20 protein-coding genes are annotated in these 22,544 nt (G+C 73.2%); 8 read left to right on the forward strand and 12 right to left on the reverse strand.

Annotated features, from left to right (window positions below):
- The first annotated feature begins 70 nt into the window (after window positions 1-70).
- Window positions 71-1,621: an alpha/beta hydrolase gene (locus AB0E19_RS00915; protein ID WP_362171047.1), complete on the forward strand. Its 1,551-nt coding sequence runs from the start codon at window positions 71-73 to the stop codon at window positions 1,619-1,621.
- A gap of 72 nt (window positions 1,622-1,693) precedes the next feature.
- Here AB0E19_RS00915 and AB0E19_RS00920 read toward each other — a convergent pair whose 3' ends face one another.
- Window positions 1,694-2,893: a M20 family metallopeptidase gene (locus AB0E19_RS00920; protein WP_362171050.1), complete on the reverse strand. Its 1,200-nt coding sequence runs from the start codon at window positions 2,891-2,893 to the stop codon at window positions 1,694-1,696.
- Window positions 2,890-4,335 carry an MFS transporter gene (locus AB0E19_RS00925; protein WP_362171053.1) on the reverse strand — a complete coding sequence of 482 codons (1,446 nt, stop codon included), beginning with the start codon at window positions 4,333-4,335 and terminating at the stop codon, window positions 2,890-2,892. The genes AB0E19_RS00920 and AB0E19_RS00925 overlap by 4 nt, the downstream gene beginning before the upstream one ends.
- Window positions 4,336-4,736: 401 nt before the next feature.
- Between AB0E19_RS00925 and AB0E19_RS00930 the strand changes: the two genes are divergently transcribed.
- On the forward strand, window positions 4,737-5,765 hold the full coding sequence (locus AB0E19_RS00930; RefSeq protein WP_362171056.1) for an Lrp/AsnC family transcriptional regulator: 1,029 nt from the start codon (window positions 4,737-4,739) through the stop codon (window positions 5,763-5,765).
- Between the two features lie 543 nt (window positions 5,766-6,308).
- On the opposite strand, the gene AB0E19_RS00935 is transcribed toward AB0E19_RS00930, so the two are convergent.
- The gene (locus AB0E19_RS00935) at window positions 6,309-6,692 is read right to left on the reverse strand and encodes a hypothetical protein (RefSeq protein WP_362171059.1); all 384 of its coding nucleotides are present in this window, start codon (window positions 6,690-6,692) and stop codon (window positions 6,309-6,311) included.
- A gap of 269 nt (window positions 6,693-6,961) precedes the next feature.
- Here AB0E19_RS00935 and AB0E19_RS00940 point away from each other — a divergent pair, with 269 nt between their 5' ends.
- On the forward strand, window positions 6,962-8,140 hold the full coding sequence (locus tag AB0E19_RS00940) for an alginate lyase family protein (RefSeq protein WP_362171062.1): 1,179 nt from the start codon (window positions 6,962-6,964) through the stop codon (window positions 8,138-8,140).
- A gap of 92 nt (window positions 8,141-8,232) precedes the next feature.
- Here AB0E19_RS00940 and AB0E19_RS00945 read toward each other — a convergent pair whose 3' ends face one another.
- A complete protein-coding gene (locus AB0E19_RS00945; RefSeq protein WP_362171065.1) occupies window positions 8,233-9,501 on the reverse strand; it encodes an MFS transporter in 1,269 nt (422 codons plus the stop codon).
- Window positions 9,502-9,657: 156 nt separating this feature from the next.
- Between AB0E19_RS00945 and AB0E19_RS00950 the strand changes: the two genes are divergently transcribed.
- Window positions 9,658-10,257 carry a CGNR zinc finger domain-containing protein gene (locus tag AB0E19_RS00950; RefSeq protein WP_362171069.1) on the forward strand — a complete coding sequence of 200 codons (600 nt, stop codon included), beginning with the start codon at window positions 9,658-9,660 and terminating at the stop codon, window positions 10,255-10,257.
- Window positions 10,258-10,454: 197 nt separating this feature from the next.
- Window positions 10,455-11,747, forward strand: a complete 1,293-nt coding sequence (locus AB0E19_RS00955) for a PQQ-binding-like beta-propeller repeat protein (protein WP_362172278.1) — start codon at window positions 10,455-10,457, stop codon at window positions 11,745-11,747.
- 30 nt (window positions 11,748-11,777) lie between these two features.
- On the opposite strand, the gene AB0E19_RS00960 is transcribed toward AB0E19_RS00955, so the two are convergent.
- From AB0E19_RS00960 to AB0E19_RS00975, 4 genes are all read right to left on the reverse strand, one after another.
- On the reverse strand, window positions 11,778-13,127 hold the full coding sequence (locus AB0E19_RS00960; protein ID WP_362171072.1) for a bifunctional folylpolyglutamate synthase/dihydrofolate synthase: 1,350 nt from the start codon (window positions 13,125-13,127) through the stop codon (window positions 11,778-11,780).
- A gap of 148 nt (window positions 13,128-13,275) precedes the next feature.
- A complete protein-coding gene (locus tag AB0E19_RS00965) occupies window positions 13,276-13,545 on the reverse strand; it encodes a hypothetical protein (protein WP_362171075.1) in 270 nt (89 codons plus the stop codon).
- Window positions 13,546-13,758: 213 nt separating this feature from the next.
- Window positions 13,759-14,091, reverse strand: coding sequence for a hypothetical protein (locus tag AB0E19_RS00970; RefSeq protein ID WP_362171078.1), 333 nt, complete (start codon window positions 14,089-14,091; stop codon window positions 13,759-13,761).
- Between the two features lie 122 nt (window positions 14,092-14,213).
- On the reverse strand, window positions 14,214-14,546 hold the full coding sequence (locus AB0E19_RS00975; protein WP_362171081.1) for a hypothetical protein: 333 nt from the start codon (window positions 14,544-14,546) through the stop codon (window positions 14,214-14,216).
- Window positions 14,547-14,897: 351 nt separating this feature from the next.
- Between AB0E19_RS00975 and AB0E19_RS00980 the strand changes: the two genes are divergently transcribed.
- Window positions 14,898-15,878 (forward strand): helix-turn-helix domain-containing protein, encoded by a 981-nt coding sequence (locus AB0E19_RS00980; protein WP_362171084.1) that lies wholly within the window; start codon window positions 14,898-14,900, stop codon window positions 15,876-15,878.
- Between the two features lie 51 nt (window positions 15,879-15,929).
- Here the strand turns inward: AB0E19_RS00980 and AB0E19_RS00985 are convergent, their stop codons facing one another.
- Window positions 15,930-17,294: a family 43 glycosylhydrolase gene (locus AB0E19_RS00985; protein ID WP_362171087.1), complete on the reverse strand. Its 1,365-nt coding sequence runs from the start codon at window positions 17,292-17,294 to the stop codon at window positions 15,930-15,932.
- Between the two features lie 194 nt (window positions 17,295-17,488).
- Between AB0E19_RS00985 and AB0E19_RS00990 the strand changes: the two genes are divergently transcribed.
- Window positions 17,489-18,364, forward strand: coding sequence for a hypothetical protein (locus tag AB0E19_RS00990; protein WP_362171090.1), 876 nt, complete (start codon window positions 17,489-17,491; stop codon window positions 18,362-18,364).
- A gap of 27 nt (window positions 18,365-18,391) precedes the next feature.
- Here AB0E19_RS00990 and AB0E19_RS00995 read toward each other — a convergent pair whose 3' ends face one another.
- On the reverse strand, window positions 18,392-19,012 hold the full coding sequence (locus tag AB0E19_RS00995) for a GNAT family N-acetyltransferase (RefSeq protein ID WP_362171093.1): 621 nt from the start codon (window positions 19,010-19,012) through the stop codon (window positions 18,392-18,394).
- 117 nt (window positions 19,013-19,129) lie between these two features.
- Here AB0E19_RS00995 and AB0E19_RS01000 point away from each other — a divergent pair, with 117 nt between their 5' ends.
- Window positions 19,130-19,498, forward strand: coding sequence for a hypothetical protein (locus AB0E19_RS01000; RefSeq protein ID WP_362171096.1), 369 nt, complete (start codon window positions 19,130-19,132; stop codon window positions 19,496-19,498).
- Between the two features lie 11 nt (window positions 19,499-19,509).
- Here the strand turns inward: AB0E19_RS01000 and AB0E19_RS01005 are convergent, their stop codons facing one another.
- Window positions 19,510-21,027 carry a PHB depolymerase family esterase gene (locus AB0E19_RS01005; protein WP_362171099.1) on the reverse strand — a complete coding sequence of 506 codons (1,518 nt, stop codon included), beginning with the start codon at window positions 21,025-21,027 and terminating at the stop codon, window positions 19,510-19,512.
- A gap of 160 nt (window positions 21,028-21,187) precedes the next feature.
- Window positions 21,188-22,522, reverse strand: a complete 1,335-nt coding sequence (locus AB0E19_RS01010; RefSeq protein WP_362171102.1) for a cytochrome P450 — start codon at window positions 22,520-22,522, stop codon at window positions 21,188-21,190.
- Window positions 22,523-22,544: the final 22 nt, after the last annotated feature.

Raw genomic sequence — 22,544 nt, forward strand, 5'->3', positions numbered from 1 at the left:
GGGTGGCCACACCCCGGATGGGGCCGGTGGCCGGATGGGGTGACGGGCGTTCCGGCGACAAGGTTGAGGCATGACAACACGCCGTACGCATACGTCACTTGCCGCCTCGACCCTGGCCGTCGCCGCCATCGCCTCCCTGGGTCTCGTCGCCGTGGGAGGGCCGGCGAGCGCGACCGGCACGAACACCACCACCGCCCCTTCGGTGATCCCTGGCGGTGACGGTCCGCGGTGGGGCGACTGTCCCGCTTCCGTGAAGCCCGGCCCGGGGCAGCAGTGCGCGACGCTCTCCGTGCCGCTCGACCACGGAGACCCCACCGGTCCGCGCGTCGACATCGCCGTCTCCCGGCTGGCCTCCGTACGGCCGGAGGCCCGCCGCGGAACGCTGCTCGTGATCGCGGGCGGGCCCGGGAGCTCCGGGGTGCAGCGGCTCTCGCAGAAGGGCGCGGCGCTCGCGAAGGAGACCGGTGGCGCGTACGACCTCGTCGCCTTCGATCCGCGCGGGGTCGGCGGCTCGACGAAGGCGCGGTGCGGGCTCGCGGACGAGGACCGGTGGATGGTGACCCTGCGGTCCTGGCCCGCCGCCGACGGGTCGATCGGCTCCAACGTCGAGCGTGCGCGCCGGATCGCCGAGGCGTGCGACCGGAACGGCGGCGCCCTGCTGCGGAGCCTGACCACCGCCAACCAGGTGCGGGACATGGAGGTCCTGCGGCAGGCGCTCGGCGAGTCGAAGGTGTCGGCGTGGGCCAACTCCTACGGGACGTACGTCGCCGCCCGATACGCCCAGGAGTACCCGGACCGGACCGATCGCTGGGTCCTGGACAGCAGCGCGGACCCGAACCCGCGCCGGCTCGCGTACGGCTGGCTCGCCGACATGGCCAAGGGCGCCGAGGACCGCTTCCCGGACTTCGCTGCCTGGGCCTCGCACCCGGACCGGGAAGCGGAAGGACTCCGGCTGGCCGACGGCCCCGGGGAGGTGCGCGCCCTCGTCGTCGGCCTCGCCGCGCGCCTCGACCGCGAACCCCGCGCCACCGGCGTGCCCGGCGCGCCCCTCACCGGCGCCGTCCTCCGGCAGGCGCTGCAGTCCGCCCTCTACTCCGACGCCGCCTTCCCCGGCTTCGCGCGCCTCGTCGGCCAGGCCCTCGACCCGAAGGCTCTGCCCGTGCTGCCGCCGGAGCTGACCGGGGCGATGCCCGACGAGGCCGCCGCGATCACCGTCGGCGTGATCTGCAACGACGTCGACTGGCCCCGCTCCGTGCCGGCGTACGCCAGGGCGGTCGCCGCCGACCGGGCCCGTCACCCGCTGACCGGCGGCATGCCGGTGAACATCACGCCCTGCGCCTTCTGGAAGGGCGGGGCGGTGGAGAAGCCGGTCCGCCTCACCGACGACGGTCCGTCCAACATCCTGATGATCCAGAACCTGCGGGACCCCTCCACCCCGCACTCCTCCGGCCTGAAGATGCGCCAGGTGCTGGGCGACCGCGCCCGGATGGTCTCCGTCGACCGGGGCGGGCACGGCTCGTACCTGGTCGCCGCAGGCGGTACCGGCAACGCCTGCGGCGACCGGACGGTCACCCGCTTCCTGCTGACGGGGGAGCGTCCTGACGCCGACGTGCGGTGCTGACTCGTCGAGGACGCCGGACGGAGTCGCCCGCGCCGCCCGGCTGTCCCTGTTCCTCCTGCTACTCCGCTCCGGTTACTCCTGGGACAGGCCGGAGAAGGGACCCCGGGCGGTGCGGCGGGCGAGGAGGGCGGTGCGGTGGGGGGTGTCGGTGGCCAGGTCCAAGGCGGTCCAGGCCATGGCCAGGCCGCCGTCCAGGACGGCTCGGTCGGCTTGCGGGGTGGTGCCGTAGCGGGTGAAGTCGGGGTTGTGCATGACGGCGTCGCCGGAGTCGTAGCCGATCATCGGGTGGATGGTGGGGACCAGGTGGGAGACGTTGCCCATGTCCGTCGAGCCGCCCCGGAGGGTCGGGGCGACGTCCTGGATGCCGCGGCCGAGGTCGCGGGCCGCGGCGAGGTAGCTGCGGGCGATGCCGAGGTCCTGGCGCAGGTCGGCGTAGTCGTTGCCGACCGCTTCCAGGGCCAGTTCGGCGCCGGTCGCGAGCGCGCCGGCTTCGAAGCAGGCACGGATGCGGGCCTGGAGCTCGCGCAGTTCCTCCAGGGTTCCGGCGCGGCAGTCGTAGTCCGCGGTGGCGAGGGCCGGGATGACGTTGGCGGCGTCGCCGCCGTGGGTGACGACGCCGGAGACGACCGCGCCCGGGAGCATCTGCTGGCGGTGGGCGGCGATGGCCACCTGCGCGATCATCAGGGCGTCCGCCGCGTTGACGCCGCGCTCGGGCATCGCGGCGGCGTGGGCGGCGCGGCCGGTGTAGCTCACCTTCCAGCTGCCGATGGCCTGTGAGGTCATGCCCACGGCGTCCTGCGGGGCGGCATGGACCATCATCGCGGCCGCCACGTCGTCGAAGGCACCGGCCCGCAGCATGTCGACCTTGCCGCCGCCCGACTCCTCGGCCGGGGTGCCGAGCAGTTTCACGGTGATGCCGAGGTCGTCGGCGTACGGGGCCAGGGCCAGGGCGGCCGCCACCGCGGCGGCGCCGTTGACGTTGTGGCCGCACGCGTGGCCGATGCCGGGCAGCGCGTCGTACTCGGCGCAGATGCCGATGACCAGGTCGCCGCTGCCGGCGGTGGCCCGGAACGCGGTCGGCAGTCCGTACGCGCCGCGCTCGGTGTCGAAGCCGGCGGCCTCGACGAGGTCGGCGATGCGACGGGCCGACCGGTGTTCCTCGTAGGCGAGTTCGGGGTCGGCGTGCAGGGCGTGACTGAGGTCGATCAGGTCCTCGCGGCGGGCTTCGACGACGGCGCGGGTGCGCTCTCGCAGGCTGGTCGCGGCGGTCATGCGCGCTCCTTCTCGGACTGGGCGGTGCGGTACAGCAGGGCGATCACGGCGCCGGCGACGGACACGGCCGCGCAGAGGGTCCACGACGTGGTGTAGGCGCCGAGCGCGGGCAGGGGCCGGCCGGCGGCGGTGTGCCCGGCGAAGACGGTGAGGACCGCGGCGGCGCCGAGGGAGCCGCCGACGTTGATGAGGAGTTCGTTGATACCGGAGCCGACGGCGGTCCGGTCGCGGGGCACGGACTCGACGGCGAGGGTGCGCGTGGAGTGCTGGAGGAAGCCGGTGCCGAGCCCCGCGACGGCCGTGGCGGCGAGGAAGGCGCCCAGGTTCGTGTGGGCGACGGCGCAGAGCACGTACCCCGTGGCCATCAGCAGGGAGCCGCAGACGAGGGTGAGGCGGTCGGAGAGGGCCCTGGCCACCGCGGGTGCCACGAGCGCGCCCGCCGCGAGGGCCAGCAGGTTCGGGAGCATCGCCAGGGCGATGGCGAAGGGGTCGAGGCCGGGGCCGTATCCGTCACGGGCGGCGCTGGTGCCGAGGAAGACCGGGTTGGCGACCTGGAGGCCCAGCATGCAGAAGGTGAAGGTCAGCGTCACGAGGGAGACCACCGCGACGTTGCGGCGGCGGAACATCCGGACGTCGATCATCGGCTCCGTGGTCCTGAGCTCGACCAGGACCCAGAGCGCCGTCACCGCCGCGCCGCCGACCAGACAGCCGAGCGTGCGCACGGAGCTCCACTCCCAGCCGGGGGTCCCGCCGAGTCCGAGCCCGAGCATCACGGCGAGCAGGCCGACGCAGAGCAGGACGCCGCCCGCCCAGTCGACCCGGCCGCCCGGCCGGTGGTCCGACTCCGGCAGCAGGCGCCAGCTGAGGAGGAACGCGAGGGAGGTGGCCACCGCGGGGACCCAGAGGGCGGCCGTCGGGCTGTCCACCGAACGGGCCACCAGGCCGCTGGTCACGAGTCCGAGGGTCAGGCCGCCCACCAGGGCGGCGACCATCACGCTGATGCCCCTGCGGCTCTCGGCGTCTCCCGAACGGTTGCGGAGGATACCGACGAGGAGGGGGAAGAAGCCGGCGAAGGCTCCCTGGAGGATCTGTCCGGCGAGGAGGGTCGGGAAGTCGCGGGCGACGCCGACCAGGAGCGATCCGAGCAGGACGATCGCGAGGTTCCAGCGCAGCACCCGGCGGTGGCCGTGCAGATCACCCAGCCGGGAGAGGACCGGGGTGAAGGCGACGCTCGCGAGCAGGTTGGCGATGCTGATCCAGTTCAGGTCCGCGGCGGACACCCGCAGGATGTCGGTGAGGCCGCGCAGGACCGGGGAGAGGAAGCCCTGCGTGATGCCGCTGGAGAGCTCGACGAGGATCACGGCGGCGATCACGGCGGCCGCGGGCGTGGGGCGCACGGGGCCTCTGGGGGTGGAGGCGGGGGGCGCGACGGTTTCCGTCATACGTAACACCTGTTCGGTGGCGGGCCCTCGCGGGCGGCAGGAGGCGGTGTGGTGGCGGCCGGTGCGCTCTGGACGGCCGTATGACCGCAGTACGGACGTCGTACGACCGCCGGACGGACGTCGTGCAGCCCGTCGTACGGCCGGGGAGCGCGCGGCGTGGGCCGCACCACAATGTCGCCAACGCGACGGGACCACGACAAGGGTCGACGGTGGAGTCGGGGGAAGGAGACATTCTGGGGCCACTTCACGGCGGATACTGGCAGAGGACGTCGGGATGAGGTGGTGATCCGGCGGTTCGCGGGAGCGTGCGCCTGTCGCCCCATACGGTCCGCGGAGCAGCACGCGCCGGAAGGCAGGCAGGCAGGCACGAAGGAAGGCACGAAGGAAGGGAGGAGCGGGCCATGACCGTCCCCCACTCCGGCCCGCCGGGCCTGGACGCCGTGGACCACACGGTGCTGCGGGCCCTGCACCGCAATCCGCGCGCCGCCTTCGCCGAGATCGGCGTGGCCGCGGGGGTGCACGAGCGGACCGTGGCGCGTCGGCTCGAACGGCTGACCGCCACCGGGCGGGTCCGTTTCACCGCCGCGCTCATCCCCGAGTACCTCGGCGAGGGCGTGATCGCCGAGCTGGCCGTACGGTGCGCGCCCGGCCGTGTGCACGAGACCGCGCTGGCGCTCGCGCGCCGCGCCGACACCCGGTCGGTCGAGGTCGCCACGGGCGACCTGGAGGTGTACGCCGAGATCACGGCACCCGACCACGACGCCCTGCTCACCCTGATCGACTCGGCGATCGGCCGGCTCGACGGCGTCGTCGACGTACGGTCCCAGGTGGTGCTGCGGCTCCTGCTGACGGCGAGCGACTGGGCGCCGTACGACGAGCGGCCGACGGACGTACGACGCCGGGTCATGGAGGGCCTGCCGCTGCCCGGGGCACCCCCGGTGGACGATCTGGACCGGCGCCTCGTCGCGCTGCTCGGCACGGACGCCCGCATGTCCACCACCCGCCTCGCGCAGGCGCTGCGGGTGGGCGAGACGACGGCCCGGCGACGGCTCGCCCGTCTGATGGCCTCGCACGTGCTGCATCTGCGGCTGCACGCCGACCCGTCCGTCCTCGGCTACCCGGTGGAGGCGCGGTTCCGGCTCGCCATCGCCCCGAACCGTCTCGACTCCGCGCTACGGCTCCTGGCCCGCGAGCCGGCCGTCCGGCATCTGGTCCTCACCACCGGCACCAGCAACGTCCTGGGCTACTCCAGCCATCGGGACACCCGCGACCTGCACGCCTTCACCACACGCGTCTTCGCCCTCCTGGACGGCGCCACCGCGACGGAGACGGCCGTCCTCATGCGTACGTACAAGAGGGCGGGGATTCCGGAGCGGCTCATGGGGGCGGCGACTGCGGGGACGGGGACGGGCGCGCCCGCGAGACCGTAGGGCCTCGTCGCGGCCGGATCGCCGTCCGCGTCAGGGGCGCCGGCGGCCGTCGGCGATGTCGTTTCCCGCGGTCGGCAGCAGATCCTGGCGGGCAGGGGCCCTGGAGGACGTCCCTCTCCGCCACCCCCTTCACCGCCGCGGACCCCGTCACCGACCTCGACCTCTTCGGGCGACGGCCCCGCGGGGATCGGCACCCGGTCGGTCCGGGCACCGGCCCGGACGGGCGCGGACGCGTCGACCGCCACGCCTCCTGCGCGGGCCGTCACGTCTCCCCCGGCCCCGGTCGCGCCCGCACGGCTCCGGGGGGCGCGACGTCGCTCAACGCCGCACGGCACGACCGCACGGGCGCCGGCGTCCGCGCGGGCCGCTCCAGGAACACCCCGTCCACGCGCGCACCGACGGCGGCCTCGGCCTCACGGCGGACGGCACGGGGACTCCCCTCGCCATCCCCACGCATGCGGGGAGCAGCGACCCACGCCCGTACGGACGGCCATCTCGGCAGGGCCATCCCCGCACACGCGGGGCCGGCTTCGATGAGGAGTCTCAGGAAGCCGAGGAGGCCTCGGGACCAGGGCCGCCGAAGACACGGGCGACCCATTGATCGACACGGACCCCGAAGTCCGAGGCCGAGGTGATCCCCGAGGCCGGCAGGCAACCGGCGTCGTCCAGGTCGACGACGAAGTCCACGTCGGCCCAGCCGCCACGGAACAGGACGACCGACAGCACGGCGTCCGCCGGCCCGGACAACACCAGCCCGAGCGAGTCCGGATCGCGGACCCGATCCCTGTCGGTCGACAGCGGCTGAGGCCAGGGAGCCTCCGCGTCCCTCCACGTCGCCCGGGCGACGACGAGACCGGCCGACGCCCAGCCCGGCGCCCGCCGAGCCAGTACGACGGCCGCTTCGTCGAGATCGACCACTCTGTCCATGCGGGCCTCCTCCCCGTCCCTGGTCAGTCTGCGGCAAGCGGGCGCGAGGCGGGCAGCACCCGCACCGGGCAGGCGGCACACGAGGCGTGCTCGGTACGGCCCGCCCCTCCGTCTCCCGCCCTCCCCCGCCCCTCTGCCCCCCACCCATCCCGTCCCACCCCCTTCCTTCACACCTTGACGAAAGCATGGTCCAGACCTATGGTCTCGGCTCAACACGCTTTCCCCGCAAGGCGTTTCACGTTCACACGAGAACGGAAGGCCCCCCACCCATGCGCAGAACCGCACTCCTCGCGGCCGTCGCCGCACTCGTCACCAGCGCTCTCGCCTGGCCGTCCGCGCCCCGCGCCGAAGCCGCCCCCGCCGTCTTCACCCATCCCGGAGTGACCGTCTCCCAAGGCCAGTTGGACTTCACCCGCTCCAAGGTGCTGGCCGGCGCACAGCCTTGGAAGGGCGCGTACGACCAGATGATGGCGAGCAAGTACGCCGACCCGAACCGCACCCCGAAGCCGCGCGCGGTCGTGGAGTGCGGCTCGTACTCCAACCCCAACTACGGCTGCACCGACGAGCGGGAGGACGCGATCGCGGCGTACACCAACGCGCTCGCCTGGTACGTCACCCGCGACGCCCGCTACGCGCAGAAGTCCATCCAGCTGATGGACGCCTGGTCCGCCGTCATCACGGACCACACCAACAGCAACGCCCCGCTCCAGACCGGCTGGGCGGGCTCCTCGTGGCCCAAGGCCGCCGAGATCATCAAGTACACGTACACGGGCGGTTGGCCCAACTCGGGCCGGTTCGCGACGATGCTCCGCAACGTCTACCTCCCCGAGGTCATCAACGGCTCGCACTCCAACGGAAACTGGGAGCTGTCGATGATGGAGGCCGCCGTCGGCATATCCGTCTTCCTGGAGGACAGGGCGTCGTACGACAAGGCCATGGCGAAGTTCCGCACGCGCACCGCCGCCTACGTGTACCTCGCCTCCGACGGCGCACTGCCGAAGACCGTGCCGAGCCAGAACCTCGACACCCGCGACAAGATCGTCAAGTACTGGCAGGGCCAGTCGACCTTCACCACCGGCCTCACCCAGGAGACCTGCCGCGACTTCACGCACACCGGCTACGGCATCTCGGCCATCGCTCACGTCGCCGAGACCAGCCGGATCCAGGGCCAGGACCTGTACGGCACGGACGTCGGCGAACGGCTGCGCCAGGCACTCGGCTTCCAGTCCAGGTACGAACTCGGCACGACCGTGCCGAGCACGCTGTGCGGCGGCAGCCTGCACCTGGGGCTCGGCCCCGTCACGGAGGTCGGCTACAACGCCATGCACAACCGTCTCGGCTTCGCCATGACCAACACCGAGACGCTGACCAAGCGCAACCGTCCCGCCGGCACCAACAACCTCTTCGTCGCATGGGAGACCCTCACCCACGGAGACAACCGTTCCTGACCGGAGCGGGAAGCGAGGCCCGGCCGGGAAATGCAGCCGGAGCCCGCGAAGAGGGGCCCGTCGACCCGATGCGCGACAGGGTCGGGAGGTCGTCACCCGTCCGATCGGAAAGCCCCCACGGGAGGCGCCTCCGCGTCGCGGAGGCGCCGGGTCGTGACCCGGGAGGCGAGGGGGATCGCGGTGAGGGCGAGTCCGGCGGCCGCGGCGAGGAAGACGGCTCGGACGCCCAGGTGGCGTCCGAGCAGGCCTCCGCCGAACGCGCCGAGGGGTACGACGCCCAGGACGATCAGGCGGTACGCGGCGGTGACGCGGCCGAGGAGCGCGTCGGGGACGGCCGCTTGACGCAGGGTGCTGACGACGATCTGGTTGAGCGAGCCGGCGAACGCCGCGCCGAACATCGCGGCCAGGGCGAGCGGCGCGCTGTGCCCCAGCCCGAGGACCGCGTAACCGGCGGCCGGGACGAGGGCGGCGAGCCAGGTGGTGGGGCCGCCGCCGATGCGGGGCACGACGCGCTCGGCGAGCAGTGAGCCCGCCGTGGCGCCGGCCGCGGGAACGGCGATGAAGAGGCCGTAGTTCGCGATGTCCACCGCGTACGGGCCGGTGATCAGCAGGACGAGGAGCCCACCGGTGGCCGCGCCGAAGAAGTTGATCGCCGCCGAGATGAACGCGACCCGCCGCAGCAGGTCGTGGCGCCAGAAGTGGGCCCATCCGGAGCGGATGTCCTGGGTGAGGGTGGTGCGGCCGGAGCGGCCGCCGGAGCCGTCGGGCTCGGGTTCCTCTCCCGTGGGGCGCAGTGCGGGCAGCAGCAGGGCGGCGAGTCCGGCGAGGGCGAACGCCGCCGCGCCCGTGAAGAAGGCCGCGGAGGCCGCCAGCGCGAACAGCGCCGCGCCGGCGGGCGGGCCGATGAACGTGTTGACGAGCGACTGCGTGGCGAACAGCCGGCCGTTGGCGCGCTCCAGCTTCGCGCGGGGCAGGAGGCGGGGCGGTATGGCCAGGGCCGCGTTGTCGACCAGCGTCTCGGCGCAGCCGGCGATGAACACCGCGGCGTAGAGAAGCGCGACGTGGCGCCATCCGTCGGCGAGGGCGAGGGCGAGCAGCGCGAACCCCGCCGCGCGCAGCAGATTGCCCGCGACGAGGATCCGCCTCCGGTCCATCCGGTCGGCGAGCGCGCCCGCGGGGAGGGTCGCGAGCAGCCAGGGCAGGAACTGCGCCACCGTCATGCCGGCCACCACGAGCGGGTCACGGGTCAGTGTGGCGACGAGGAGCGGGGCTGCGGCCTGGAGGAGTCCGTCGGCGAGGTTCGAGGACGCCTGTGACGCCCACAGGGCGGTGAACGGTCTGACGACGGCGGCAGCGGGCACGGCGTTCCCCTCGTGGCGATCTCATGGATGATTCGCCTATTGGGCATGACGGCGAATGGAGCATCATGATCACAGAGGATGACCTCACATGCAATGATGCTTTCACCCATGAGGGTCGACATCCGTGAGGATCGACATCCAAGAGAGGAGCCGCTGGTGAAGTTCGGCCACATCGCAGGCGACCGCATGCTCGACCTGGTGAACACCGTCGCGTGGCGACTGGGCGGACCCGCACGCACGGAGTCCCTGCGGACCTACTCCGACGTCGTCGAGTGGTGTCTCGAATCCGGTCTGATCGGTACGGGTGAGGCCACCGCCCTGCGCGACCTCGCCGAGCACGACGGCGCCGCGGCCGAGCGGGAGCGCGAACGGGTGGTCGCCGCGCGGGAGATGGTCTACGAAGCCCTCTTCGCCGAGGACGCGGCAGCCGCCGCGGACCTCGCGGGCCTGTACCGGGCGTCGATCGCCGCGGCGGACCTCGTCCACGCGGACGGCCGCTGGCAGTGGCAGGACCGGGAGACCGACCTCCACCTGCCCCGCCACCGCATCGTCCGGGGGCTCGTGGCCCTCACCCAGCGCGACGACCTCGACCGCCTGCACCAGTGCGAGGACGCCACGTGCGGATGGGTCTACCTCGACACGTCACCGCGCCGGAACCGTCGCTGGTGCGACACGAAGGACTGCGGCGACCGCAACCGCACCCGCGCCTACTACGCCCGGCAGAAACAGAAGCAGACGCGGACTCAGGAGGCGTAGGGCCGTCGGCCCTGATCCACCGCGGGCGCCTCCGCAGTGTCCCGATTGGTTCACGAAGCCGTCCCGATCCGACCCCGGCACCGCCTCCGGCCGGCGACGACGGCTAGCGTTCCGTGCCGCCGGGTCGCACGTCTGTACGACACCGACCCGAGCGGTTCCCCGATCCGACGGCTCCACGGGAGTACAGCGACATGACGATGCGAGGCGACAGCGTGCCGAGTGGCAGATTCTCCCGGCGGCGCGCGCTGCGGCTGGCCGGCGGCGGACTGGCGCTGGCCGTCCTGACGGCGGGCGCGACCGGCTGCCGCGCGGACGAATCCGGCCTCGGCGGATCGGAGACCTCCGGAGGATCGGGCACCTCCGGTGCATCGGGCGGTTCCGGGGGCTCGGGCGACTCCAGCGGGTCCGGTGGCGAGAAGCCCGCCGGGGGCGACGCCGGCGGGACGGGAGGGGCGCCCCGGCCCCTGTGGACGAAGACGACGTCCGCGCAGACCTACGGCGACAACGACGAACTCGTCGCCACGAGCGGCGTGGTGATCGCCAGTGGTGAGCCGCTGGCCGCCCTGGACGCCGCGTCGGGCGCGGAGCGGTGGTCGTCGAAGGACGGCGCGGTGCCCGGCGCACCGATGCTGCTCGGCAACGGCACGCTGTACCTGGCCAGCGCCACGTACGACGGCACGGTCGCCGGCCACGACCCGGCTTCGGGCAAGGAGACCTGGCGCGGTCACCTCGGCAAGGGCTACCGGCAGCCGAGGCCGATCGCGGTGGACGACGAGCAGGTGTACGTCATCGCCGAGGTCCTGGAGGCCGACGGGTCGTCGAAGACCAACGTGATCGCCGCGCTGGACAGCCGTACCGGCAGGCCGGCGTGGCAGGAGCGGCGCGACCTCGGCACCGAGGGCAACGGCATCCACGCCCACGCCCAGGGCCGCCACCTCGTCTACACCGACTTCAAGAAGAACCTCACGGTGCGCGACACCGCCACCGGCAGGCAGGTGTGGACGCACAAGACCACCAAGACCAACTACGGCTTCTTCGCCGTGCACGAGAACCTGGTGATCGTGCCGCAGGGCCCGAAGCTCCAGGCCTTCGCCCTTGCCGACGGCTCGTTGAAGTGGTCGGTGGAGACGACGGAGAGCTACGTGTCCTTCAAGGAGCCGGCCGTCCTGGACGACGTCCTCTACCTCGCGGACAGCGGCCGTACCCTGCGCGCCCTCGACCCCCGCACCGGCAAGGAGATCTGGACGTCCCAGGCGCTCGCCGACGCGAACCTCACGGTGCCGCGGCAGTACGTGAAGGCCGGTGGTGTCCTGTACGCGGCCACGGACCTGGACCAGCGGGGCGGTGTGATCGCCATCGACGCGAAGACCGGTGCGGTGCGCTGGACGTTCAACGACGGCTCCGGTGACTACCACGCCTGGCTGGTGGCCACCGACGGGAAGCACGTGTTCGCCCTGCACGGCAAGAAGCTGCACGCGCTGCCCGTCTGACGTCCGGACCCCGACCGGCCGGAGGCCCCGTCACGCGGGCTGCAGGCCCAGGGCCGTACGGGACTCGCCGACCAGGCGCAGCGAGCCGAACACCACGATCAGGCCGTCGGGCCCAGCGAGTTCGGCGGCGCGGCGGAGCGCGGACCGGGGGTCCTCGGCGGTCACGCACGGGCCCCGGCGGCCGGGCGCGAGCCCGGCGCGCAGAGCGGCGGGGTCCGCGGCCCGGGTCGCGCCGGTGCGGGTGAGGACCAGGGGCCAGTCGGCGGGGAGCGGGGCGAGCATGCCGGAGACGTCCTTGTCGTCCATCGACGCGAAGAGCAGCACGGGCGGCGCCGTGCGTTCGCTGCCGCGGGCGTGGCGCAGGATCTCCGGGGCCACGGTCGCGACGCCTTGCGGATTGGTGGCCCCTTCCAGGAGGACGCGGCCCGTCCAGTCGCCCAGGCGGGTCTCGACCAGTTCGAGGCGTCCTGGCCAGCGGGTGGCCGCCAGGCGGGCGCGGAGCCGGTCGCCGTCCGGCTCCTGGACGTGGCCGCGTTCGACGAGGGCGTCGACCCCGGCGACGGCGACCGCGAGGTTGTGGTGCTGGTGCGCTCCGGGGAGCGGGCAGGGCAGATCGCGGTACACGGCGCGGGGTGTGGAGACGTCGACGAGCGTCACCGGGCCGTGCGGGCCCGCGCCGTCGGCGACGCGGGCGGTGTAGCGGATCTCCTGGTCCATCCGCCATACGGAGAGTCCCACCCGTTCCTTGAGGACCCGGTCCGCGGTCGTGGCCGCCTCCGGGTCCAGGCGTCCGAGGACGACGTGGTCCCCGTCCTGCGCGGCCGCGACCTTCGCCTCGGCGATCCGGGTGAGGGAGGTGCCGAGCAGGCGCGTGTGGTCGAGGCCGATGCCGGTGACGACCTTCACGTCCAGGCCGAGTTCCGCGGCCGCCGCCCGTCTCCCGCCGATGCCGGCCTCGGCGACGGCCAGCTCGACGCCCGCCCGCCGGAAGTGCACGGCCGCGGTGAGCGCGTAGACGCCCTGGGCGAGGACGGGCAGGTCGTGCCGTTCGATCGCCTGCCGGACCTCGGAGTACGCCGCGACGTACTCGTCGCGCGTCACGGGGACACCGTCGATCCGGATCCGTTCCCTGGGCTCCTGAAGGTGGGGGCTGGGCATGCTGCCGACCCGTGCGCCGGTCGCGGCCACCGCCGACACGGCGTACGCGCACGTCGACCCCTTGCCGTTCGTCCCGACCACCAGCATCCCGCGCAGTGCCCGCTCCGGTCTGCCCAGCACCTCCAGCAGCCGGGAGACGTTCGCCTGTCGCACCGGCCGGGGAACCCCGTCGGGGTTCTCGTGCAGCCTCGCCAGCATGTCGACGCACATTCGGTAGTCCACGCACCGGATCATGCCACCGGGGCGTGACGGCCCGGCGGCGAAGAGCGAAACTCCATGGTGGCGCGCATGGTTGACGCTGCCTCACGCCTCACGACGTGCCGCTGCGCCGTCATCGTGACCGGGCGTCGTGGCCCCTGGATCCGTCGGGTCATCGGTACGTGCCGGGGTGCGGTGGCAGGGGCTGCGGCGGCATGGGCGGCGGCGCGGGCGGCCAGAACGGGTCGTACGGCCGGTCCTGCGATCCCTGGTCGCCGGTCACCGGTGGCGGCTTGGTGTCCGACTCCTGGGCGCCGGTCGCTCCGAAGAGGTGAAGGCACAGGACAGTGACGAGGGCGACGGCACCGCAGAGGCCCACGATGACTGCCGTGGCGAGGAGGACGCCCCGGGGGCCGCCGCCGGGGTGGGATGGGTCGGCCATGGAATGCTCTCTCCTTCTCGGGTTGTCCGCCCTGTCGGCCCGCCCCGGCCGGGCGATGCCGGCCGGGGCGGTGCCGTCGAGGCGGACTGGTTGCCGATGACCGTCAGGTCAGGTCCCCTCAGGTCAGGTCCCCTCAGGTCCGGTCAGGTCCCCTCAGGTCCGGTCAGGTCCCCACCGGACCGGTCAGGTCCCCACCGGACCGGACCCGGCCGGTCAGAGGTCGCGTACGTCGACGGAGACGCCGCCGACGCCCGATCCGCCGCAGCGGCCGCTGGACGCCTTCCGCTTGCCCGGCTGGAGGGTGATCCAGGGTCCGGTCGTGTCCCACGTCCAGCCGCAGACGATGACGGCACGGAACTCGATGGGGTGGTTGTTGTTGTTCTTGCAGACCGCGGTGGCGTCATGGCCGTCCGCGGACACCGAGTACGTGCACGCCTCGCCGCCCCCCGGCGGACGCTTGACCACCGCTTCGGCGGGCGCGAGCTGCGCGACTGCGGCCAGGGTCAGTGCGGCGCCCAGGGTCAGGGCGCGCCGTCGGTTACGCATGATGTCTCTCCTTGCTGCGAATGCGGTCGTTGCCGCGGATTCGGGCGAAGTGGTGCGAGGGGGCCGGACGGAGCGAGGGGGCGGGACGGGGCGAGGGTCCGCGGGCGGCAGGTGACGACCGCTCACAGGTCGCGGACCTCCGCGATGATGCTGCCGACGCCGCTGCCGCCGCAGGTTGCGTGGGCGCCGTCGCTCTCACCGGGGGCGAGGGCGAGCCACGGGCTCTCCAGGTCGAGGGCCCAACCGCAGACGAAGATGAACTTGACCTCGATCATGTGGTCCCCGACGTTCTTGCAGATGCCCTTGCCGGTCTTGCCGTCGGCGCTGACGGAGTACGTGCACGACTCCCCGCTGCCGGGCGGGCGCATCAGGGCCGCCTGGGCGGGGGCGGCCTGGAGGACGGTGCCGGCGAGGAGCAGGGCCCCCACGGTGAGGGCCCTCAGCTTGGAACGCATGGTTTCTCCTTGACGTGTCGGTCGACGACGGGAACGGACTCGCCTGTCACCTGATGGGGTGACGGTTTCGGGCACGGTCCGCCCGCGGATCGACGGGTGTTCAGGGGATCGCGGGCGGGCCGGCGCCGGTGTACGACCGTCCGGGAGCCGTGTACGGCCCCCGTCCGTCGGCCGTGTCGGCGAGCCGGGTGTTCCGAGTGTGCGGCGGTGCCTCAGCGGCCCACAAGCTTGTCCCGGTTGCTTCCGTGATGTCGGGATCCCTAAGGTTCTGACCTGCTGGGACGTGCTTGTCCCGGGACGTGGGACGCACGGTTGGACCAGCAGCCGGGGCCAGGACAGAGGGATGACGACATGCCCGCCCGTCACACTTCGGACACCGGCGCGGCCGGCCGGCTCGGTGCCGCGCTGCGCGCCCTGCAGCAGCGATCGGGGTGCACCTTGCGTGACCTCGAGGACCGCCTCAACGTCAGCGACTCGTCCCTCTCGCGGTACTTCCGCGGCAGCACCGTTCCGCCCTGGCCCGTCGTCCGGGACCTGTGTCACGCCCTGGACGCCGACCCCGACGCGTACCGGGTCCTGTGGGAGGCGGCGGACCGGAACCAGCCCCGTCCTTCCCTGCCCGCCGACCAGCTCGCCGACCAGCCCGCGGATCGACCCGCAGACCGACCCACAGACCGACCCTCAGACCGGTCCACCGTGCTGGAGGACAGCCCGGGAGACGGCCCGGGAGACGCTCCGGCAGACGGCTCGGAAGGTCTTCCCGGGGTCGGCCGACCGCGGCTCCCCGAGCTCCTCAAGCTCCTCGCCCGCCTGCGCCGGCCCGGCCGAGTCGGATCGCTGCTGACGGGACTCCTGGTCGGGGCGGTGCTCGGCACGTTCGGCACCCTGCTCGTCGTCCGCCCGGCACCGGCGGCGGAGGCCACTCGGGAGGTCGCCGCCTCGGGCGGCGGAGGTTCCCCTTCCGACTCCGTCAGGATCTTCGTGAGCCGCGCGACGGGCGGCTGCCTCGATCACAGCCTCGACCAGCGGCTGCGGTCCTACGCCTGCAACGGCATGAGCTACCAGCGGTGGACCGTGACCCGCCTCACGGACGGCACCCACCGGTTGAGGAACCACGCCACCGGCGCCTGTCTGGAACACGGCGAGCCCGCCGGCCTGCGGGCCACCACCTGCTCCGCCTCCTCGGCGTCCCAACAGTGGCGGGTCACCCCCGGCCCCGACGACGCGGTGCAGGTGCGGAACGGGACGACGGGAGCCTGCCTGGACGACAGCGCGCTCGCGGGACTGCGGGCGCTGCCGTGCGCGGACACGGACCGCCAACGCTGGGGCTGACCTCCCGCCGTGCCCCCCCTTGCCCCTTCCCTCGTTCCCCTTTCCCCGTTCTCAGTCCACCTCGACGCTGTCCAGCTCGGCGTACAGGTCCCCCTTCGACAGGCGGACGGTGTTCCATCCCTCCCGCAGGTCGAGGGGGGCTTCGACGCTGCTCCACTGGTCCCACCCGGTGTGCGGGTACCGGACGTCACCCGCGGCGCGCCCGTTGACCGTGAGGGCGTGGGAGGCGGGCGAGGGGACTCCGGCCGGGTCCAGCGAGCCGTTGCCGAACCGTACGGTCAGCGTGTGGCGCCCGCCGGACGCGGCGAAGACCCTGAACTCCACGTGGCTGTCGGCGTGGTCGATGTGCCCGACGGCCCGCCCTTCCTGGGCGCGGTCGGCGTCCCGCACGAGGGCGTGGTGGACGACTGCCCGCTCCGCCTGGTGACGGACCTTGCTGCCTCGGACGACCGGGTGACCGCCGTCCGCGAAGCCGAGATCCGCCCGGTACATGACGCGCCGTTCGCCCAGGGGGCTCCAGCCGTGGAAGAGAAGGTGGTCCCGGCCGTCGGGACCGGTGACGACGTCCTGGCCGCCGGGCCCGACGACCGTCCGCCGGACGCTCTCGGTCGTCACGAGCGGCGTGGCGGCCTTCGTGTACGGGCCGTTCAGCCGGTCGGCGACCGCGTACCCGATCTTGTACCCCTCGCCGTCGTACGCGTCCGCCGAGTAGAGGAGCACGTAGCGGCCGGCGCGCTTGACGAGCGTGGGCGCCTCCACGAGGTCGCCCTCCCAGTCGAGGTCCCCCGTGATGAGGCGTACCGGCGGTCCGGTGACGCGGGTACCGTCCCAGGACGTCGGCTGCAGATGGATCCAGGTGGGCCGCGAACAGCAGTTGCCGTCGTTCTTCCAGAGGAGGTAGCGCTGGTCGCCCTCGGTGTGGCTGGAGGCGTCGATCGCCCCGCCCTCGGTGTCCGGACAGACCAGCGGGCGGTCCCCCACCGGGGTGAACGGCCCGTCTGCGGAGTCCGCCACGGCGACGCCCACGCACTGACGCCCGCTCGCCTCGTCCCTGGCCGTGTAGTGCATGGTGAAGCCGTCGCCGTTGTCGTACACCTCGGGCGCCCACACCTTCCCGCGCGGTTCGAGCGCGGCCCAGCCGCCGAGCGCGGGCAGGACGTCGTCGGCGTCGAGCTCCCAGCGGACGAGATCGCGCGAGGTCGCGTGCCGGATGTTGTGCCCGTCCCCGTTCGTCGCGTACGCGTGGTACGTGGCCCCCACCCGCACGACGTCCGGGTCCGGGAAGTCGTGGTCGAGGACCGGCCCTCCCACGTCCGCGCGCGCCTGCGGGGAGGCGACGCACAGGAGAAGGGCGAGGGCGCAGCCGACCCGCCCCACGGCGGATGCCCTTCTGTCCACGGCCTTGTACCGGTCCATCACGTGCGCCCTCTCCGTCTCCGTCGGTCTGTCTCAGCCCAGGCGGCCCCATGGGCATCATGGGTGTCGTAGACGTCACGGCGTCACGGCGTCACGACACCGTCCTGGGCGTGCCCCCGGCCTAACGACTCGACGATCAAGACGGCACCCCTGCGGGGGCGGGGGCTGTGCCGGGGCGGGAAGAGGGGCGGATCGTGGACGGAACGACGGCGCTGGACGGTGTACTGGGGCAGGCCCACACGGTCCGGGTCGGCCCGGTGGACGGGGAAGGAACGGGCACCGGGCTCCGGGTGGACCTCTCCGATCCGGTGGAGTCGGCGCGGCTCAGGAAGGCCATGGCCGTGGACTCCCTTCCCGGCTTCCGCTGCATGTGCCTCGGGGACGTCCGCTTCGAGGTGGCCGACCGGTCCGGCGGACGGCTCGCGGTCGTCGTGCTCCACCACGGAGAGACGCTGCGGTGGGATCGGTGGGAGAGCGACGCCGTCCTCGCCGACGGCCGGCTGCTCCTGGCATGGCTGGACGGGCACGGCATGCCCGAACCCCTGCGGCGGTACGAGGCCGACCGGCGACGAGCGGACGCGAGGGCCGCGGAGGAACGCGACTGGCTGGCGGCGATGCCCACCGGGGCGGCAGGCTTCGCCGACCGGATCCTCGACCTCTCACGAACCGGCGGCCGGCCCTCCCCCGAGCTGCTCGCCGAACTCACCGAACGGCTGCGGCAGTCGTACCCCGACCCGGTCGAACGCGTGCTGGCCCTGCTCTCCTGGTACGGCTCCGGCAGCGGCCGCTGCTCCGGCTTCCCCGTCCACGAGGGCGTGCCCGGCGAACTGCTGGGCCGGGTCCCGATCGCCGATCTCGTCGCCGGCCTGCTCGACGCCGGGGCGCGGGAGCGGCACAACGCCGGAGCCGTACGGCACCTGGTGGGCTGGAAGAGCCGGCCGCATCAGGAGCGGGACGTCGCCGACCTGCCCGAAGCTCTGCGCGAACGGCTGATGGCGCACGCGCGGCGCTCCGAGGACGCGGACAAGCGGGGCCGCGCGGAACGGTGGTTGGCCCGGCGGCGGGGCTGAGGCTCGAAGTGGCGTGGATGCGGCGCGTCAGCGCCCGCCCAACCGGAGCACCATGGTGTCCGAGTCTCCCTCCCGCCCGACCGTGACGAATCCGCGGGAGGCGTAGAGCGAGGCGGCGGCGTTGCCGTCCTCGACGCTGAGGCTCAGGCGGTCGACGCCCGTCCGCGCGGCCATCTCCACCACCGCGTCCAGCAGTGCGCCGCCGACGCCCCTCCCCCGGTGTCCTGGGAGCACGCCGACGGTCAGCTCGGGCACCTGCGGGTCGACGTGGCCGTATCCCGGGTCGTCGGCGGGGAACGTCCTGGCCCAGACCGCGCCGACGGGCGTGCCCGAGGGGTCCTCGGCCACGACGCCGAAGTCCCCGGCCCGTGGCCACCCGGTGACGTAGTGGGCGAAGTGTGGCGTCGCCAGGATCTCCTCCCGACTGAACCGCGGGGCATCCCAGTTGAACGCCTCCACCAGCATCGCCGTCAGGAACTCGGCGTCCCCTGCTGCGGCCGGCCGCAGCAGGACTCCGGCCCCCGGAGAATTCACCCCGGCCACGGTATCCCCGTCCATGCTCTCCTCGCTTCGCACGCTCGTCGCTCGTCGGTCGTCGGTCGTCGGTCGTCGGTCGTCGGTCGTCGAGAAGCCCTCGGGCCGCCCCATGGTGATGATCCTGCCGTGGTTGCGGCAGGAGGGGGCCGAGATCGCGCCGGTGTCGGGGCCGCCGTGGTGGGGTATCCCCCGCATCGACCAGGTCGGGCAGGTGACACGGGGGCGGGGATGGGTCGCAGGGGTGTGGACAAGGGCTGTCTCGGCGTCGGCTTGGTCTTCCTGCCGTTCGTCCTGGGGCTCGGGTACGTGCTGGTCGTGGCCGCCTGGCGGCTCGGGCGGTATCTGTGGACGACGGGTGGGCCGCGGCTCGCCGAGGGGGATCCGGCGGCGTGGACGGTTCTCGGCATGGTCCTCTTCCTCTTCGCGGTGATCGCCTCCATCCACTGGCACGCGGGCCGCGACGGCGGACCGAACCCCCGGCCCGGTCGGGCGGTCCACCAGGGGGAGGACTGGTACTGGGAACCCGATCCGGTCGAGTACCCGCCGAAGCCGAAGCCGGACGCCGGTTCGCGACGTCCGCCCTCACAGGAGTCGTGATGCCCAAGGCCTCAGCAGGTGACCCAGTAGCCCGGCGAGGTCTCCTTGATGGTGCTGGAGGCCAGGACGTTCCAGAGGCCGAGGTTCTGGTTCGAGCCGTTGGCGTACGTGTAGCCGCCTGACTGGTGGGCCCGGCCGGCCTGGGTGTGGGCGTAGTTGCTGGCGGTCACGCAGAGCGCGGCGCCCGTGGTCGTGGCCGTGACGGGTGCGGTCCTGGCGCCGGGCGCTCCGGAGGCGTCGACGGCCGCGACCGTGTAGCCGTACCCCGTGCCTGCGGTCAGGCCGGAGTCGGTGTAGCCGGTGGACGTCACCGGAGCGGCGTTCACCTTGGCGCCGTCGCGGTAGACCTCGTACGACGCCGCGCCCGGGACCGCGTTCCAGGACAGGGAGGCGCTCGACGCCGTGGTGCCGGTGACGGCCAGGCCGGTGGGGGCGGGAAGGCCGGGGGCGGGGGCGTCGGTGGTGCCCGCGCCGAGGGCCTTGGCCATGTTCATCACGGCCGTCATCTGCGGGCCGGTCTTCTGCGCGTAGTCCGCCGACTTGTAGCCCCACCAGTCCCAGCAGCCACGCGGGTTGCCGGTCATGGTGGTGGCCTGCGGGTAGAGGACGATCATGTCGTTCGTGTCGGCGTACTCGTTGAGATAGGCCTTGTCCATGAGGGCGTTGCCGACCAGGCCGTAGTACTGGTAGCAGCCGTGGAGCGTGACCATCAGCTTGCAGGAGGCCCCGTCCTGGCAGGACCGCGGCACGTAGGCGAAGCCCTCGTCGCCCAGGCTGACGGCGCTCGGGCTGCCGCCGGGGGTGTACGCGCTCTGGTCGAACCGGACCAGCTTGCCGGTCAACGCGGAGGAGCTCGCCGGGCTCACGCTTCCGAGCAGGTGCGTCAGCATGTCCTTCACCGGGTCGCCGCCGCAGTCGTTGACGTACGGCGAACCGGTGGACGTACACGCGTTGGGGCCGATCGGGCTGACCCAGGCGTGGCCCGACGTGGACGAGTTGTCGTAGATCACGTCGGCGCCGAAGTCGCGGTAGTACGTGGCCAGGTCGTCGTTCACGGGGGCCTTGACGGTGGCGTCGTTGGTGCCGTGGAACAGCCAGACCTTGTCGCCCGACAGGTTGGCGACCGGGTCGACCTTGCCCGTCGCGGCCCGGTCGCGGGTCAACTGCTCCAGCTGGGCGGGGGTCTTGCGGGCCATGAACGTGTCCATGCACGCGTACAGGGCCGTGTTGAGGTTGTTCTGCGCGCAGTCGTACGGACCGGCGGAGAAGATGCCGGCCCCCGCGAAGACGTCCGAGTAGGCGACATGCATCTGGTTGGCCATGAACCCGCCGGACGAGAGGCCGCTGACGTACGTCGCGCTGATGTCGTACTGCTGGAGCGTGCCGGGCGTCGGCGCCGGAACCGCGGCCGTCGCCCCGCCGACCGTCGTGGCGGCGAGCCCGACGGCCGCCAGAGCGGCGACGAGGAGCCTCCCGACCGCGCCGGCCCTGCCGTTCCTGCCGGTTCCGCCGGTCCTTCTGATCTTCATGCGCATCTCCGGGGTGCAGGTGGGGGTGAGATGCGGACATCCTGGTGAACGGCGGGGATCCCGGCCCACATGTGGTGCCGCCACTTCCGTGGGCGGGAATGTGGCGCGCTGTGCCATAGGAGCGACGGGTTCCGGCCTGCCTGGCCGGGCGCACCCGGCGTTACGGACGCCGGGGCCGCTCCACCGCCACCCGCAGCGGGGCCCTGAAGGACAGCAGGCCCAGCATGGGAGGTTCGGCGGCGGGGTCCGCCGGCCGTACGGAGGGAAGGCGGCGGGCCGCCGCCCGCAGGGCCACCGCGGCCTCGGTGCGGGCGAGCGTGGCGCCGGGGCAGAGGTGGCGGCCGGCTCCGAACGCCAGGTGGCGGCGGGCGTTCGCCCGTCCCGGGCACATGCGCTCCGGGTCCGGGAAGACGGCCGGATCGGAACCGCTTCCCATGAGCATCAGCAGCACCTGCGCGCCCGCCGGCAGCTCCACGCCGCCCAGCCGGGTGGCTTCGGCGGTCACCCTGCGCCAGGTGGTCACCGGCGGCTCACGGCGCAGGACCTCCTCCACCCACGCCTCGGCGAGGCCCGGCTCCTCGGCGGCCCGCTGCCACACTCCCGGTTCGGTGAGCGCCGTGCGCAGGACGGTGGCGATGAGCTGCCCGGTGGTGGACTGGCCGGCGACGAAGACGAAGAAGCAGGCGGCGACGGCGGTGGCGGCGTCCAAGGGCGTGCCGTCGGGCAGCCGGTGGTCGGCGAGGGCGCGGACGAACGAGCCGGGCGGCGCGTCGTCGTCGCGCACGGTCGCGCTGAGCCACTGGTGGAACTCCGCGACGAGCTCCGCCAGCTCCAGCTGACGGGCGAGCGGGGGGCGCCCCCAGAAGAGTTCCAGCGCGGCGTCGCTCCAGGCGATGAGCGTGGCGGGATCGACGCCGCGGATGCCGAGGAGCTCCATCAGCACGCGGCAGGGCAGGATCTGGGAGAAGGGAACGAACAGGTCGAGTTCCGTTCCGTCGTCGGGCAGCCGGTCGAGCAGCTCGTCGGCGATGCGCTCGATCATCGGTACGGCGGCGGCGACGCTCCGCGCGTCGAAGAACCGCATGACGACCCGGCGCAGCCCGGCGTGGCTCGGGCTCCCGTTGTTGGCGAGCGCGGGCGGCAGCGTGAACCCGGCGCGGACGAGGACCCGCATCACGGCGACGGGCAGCGGCGTGACCGCGTGCTGGGCGTTGTCCGGGAGGAACCGGTCCGTGTCGAGCAGGGCGCGCCGGATGTCCTGATGCCGGCTGACCAGCCACAGCCCCGTACCGGGATCCTGGTGCACGGGCGCCTCGGCGCGCAGCCGGTCGAGCCACGGGTACGGGTCACGGACGAAGGAGTCGCCGAACAGGTCGAGCAGTCCCAGGGACTCGGCGGCGTGGACGGCGTCGCCGGCCAGGCGGCCGCCCGACGGGCACGAACCGGAGCTGACTGCGTCGTCGACTTCGCGGGCATCCGCGACCTGGGATATCACTGCCGGAAGCTAACACGTCGCA

Source organism: Streptomyces sp. NPDC047974, from assembly GCF_040653375.1.
Classification (GTDB): Bacteria; Actinomycetota; Actinomycetes; order Streptomycetales; family Streptomycetaceae; genus Streptomyces.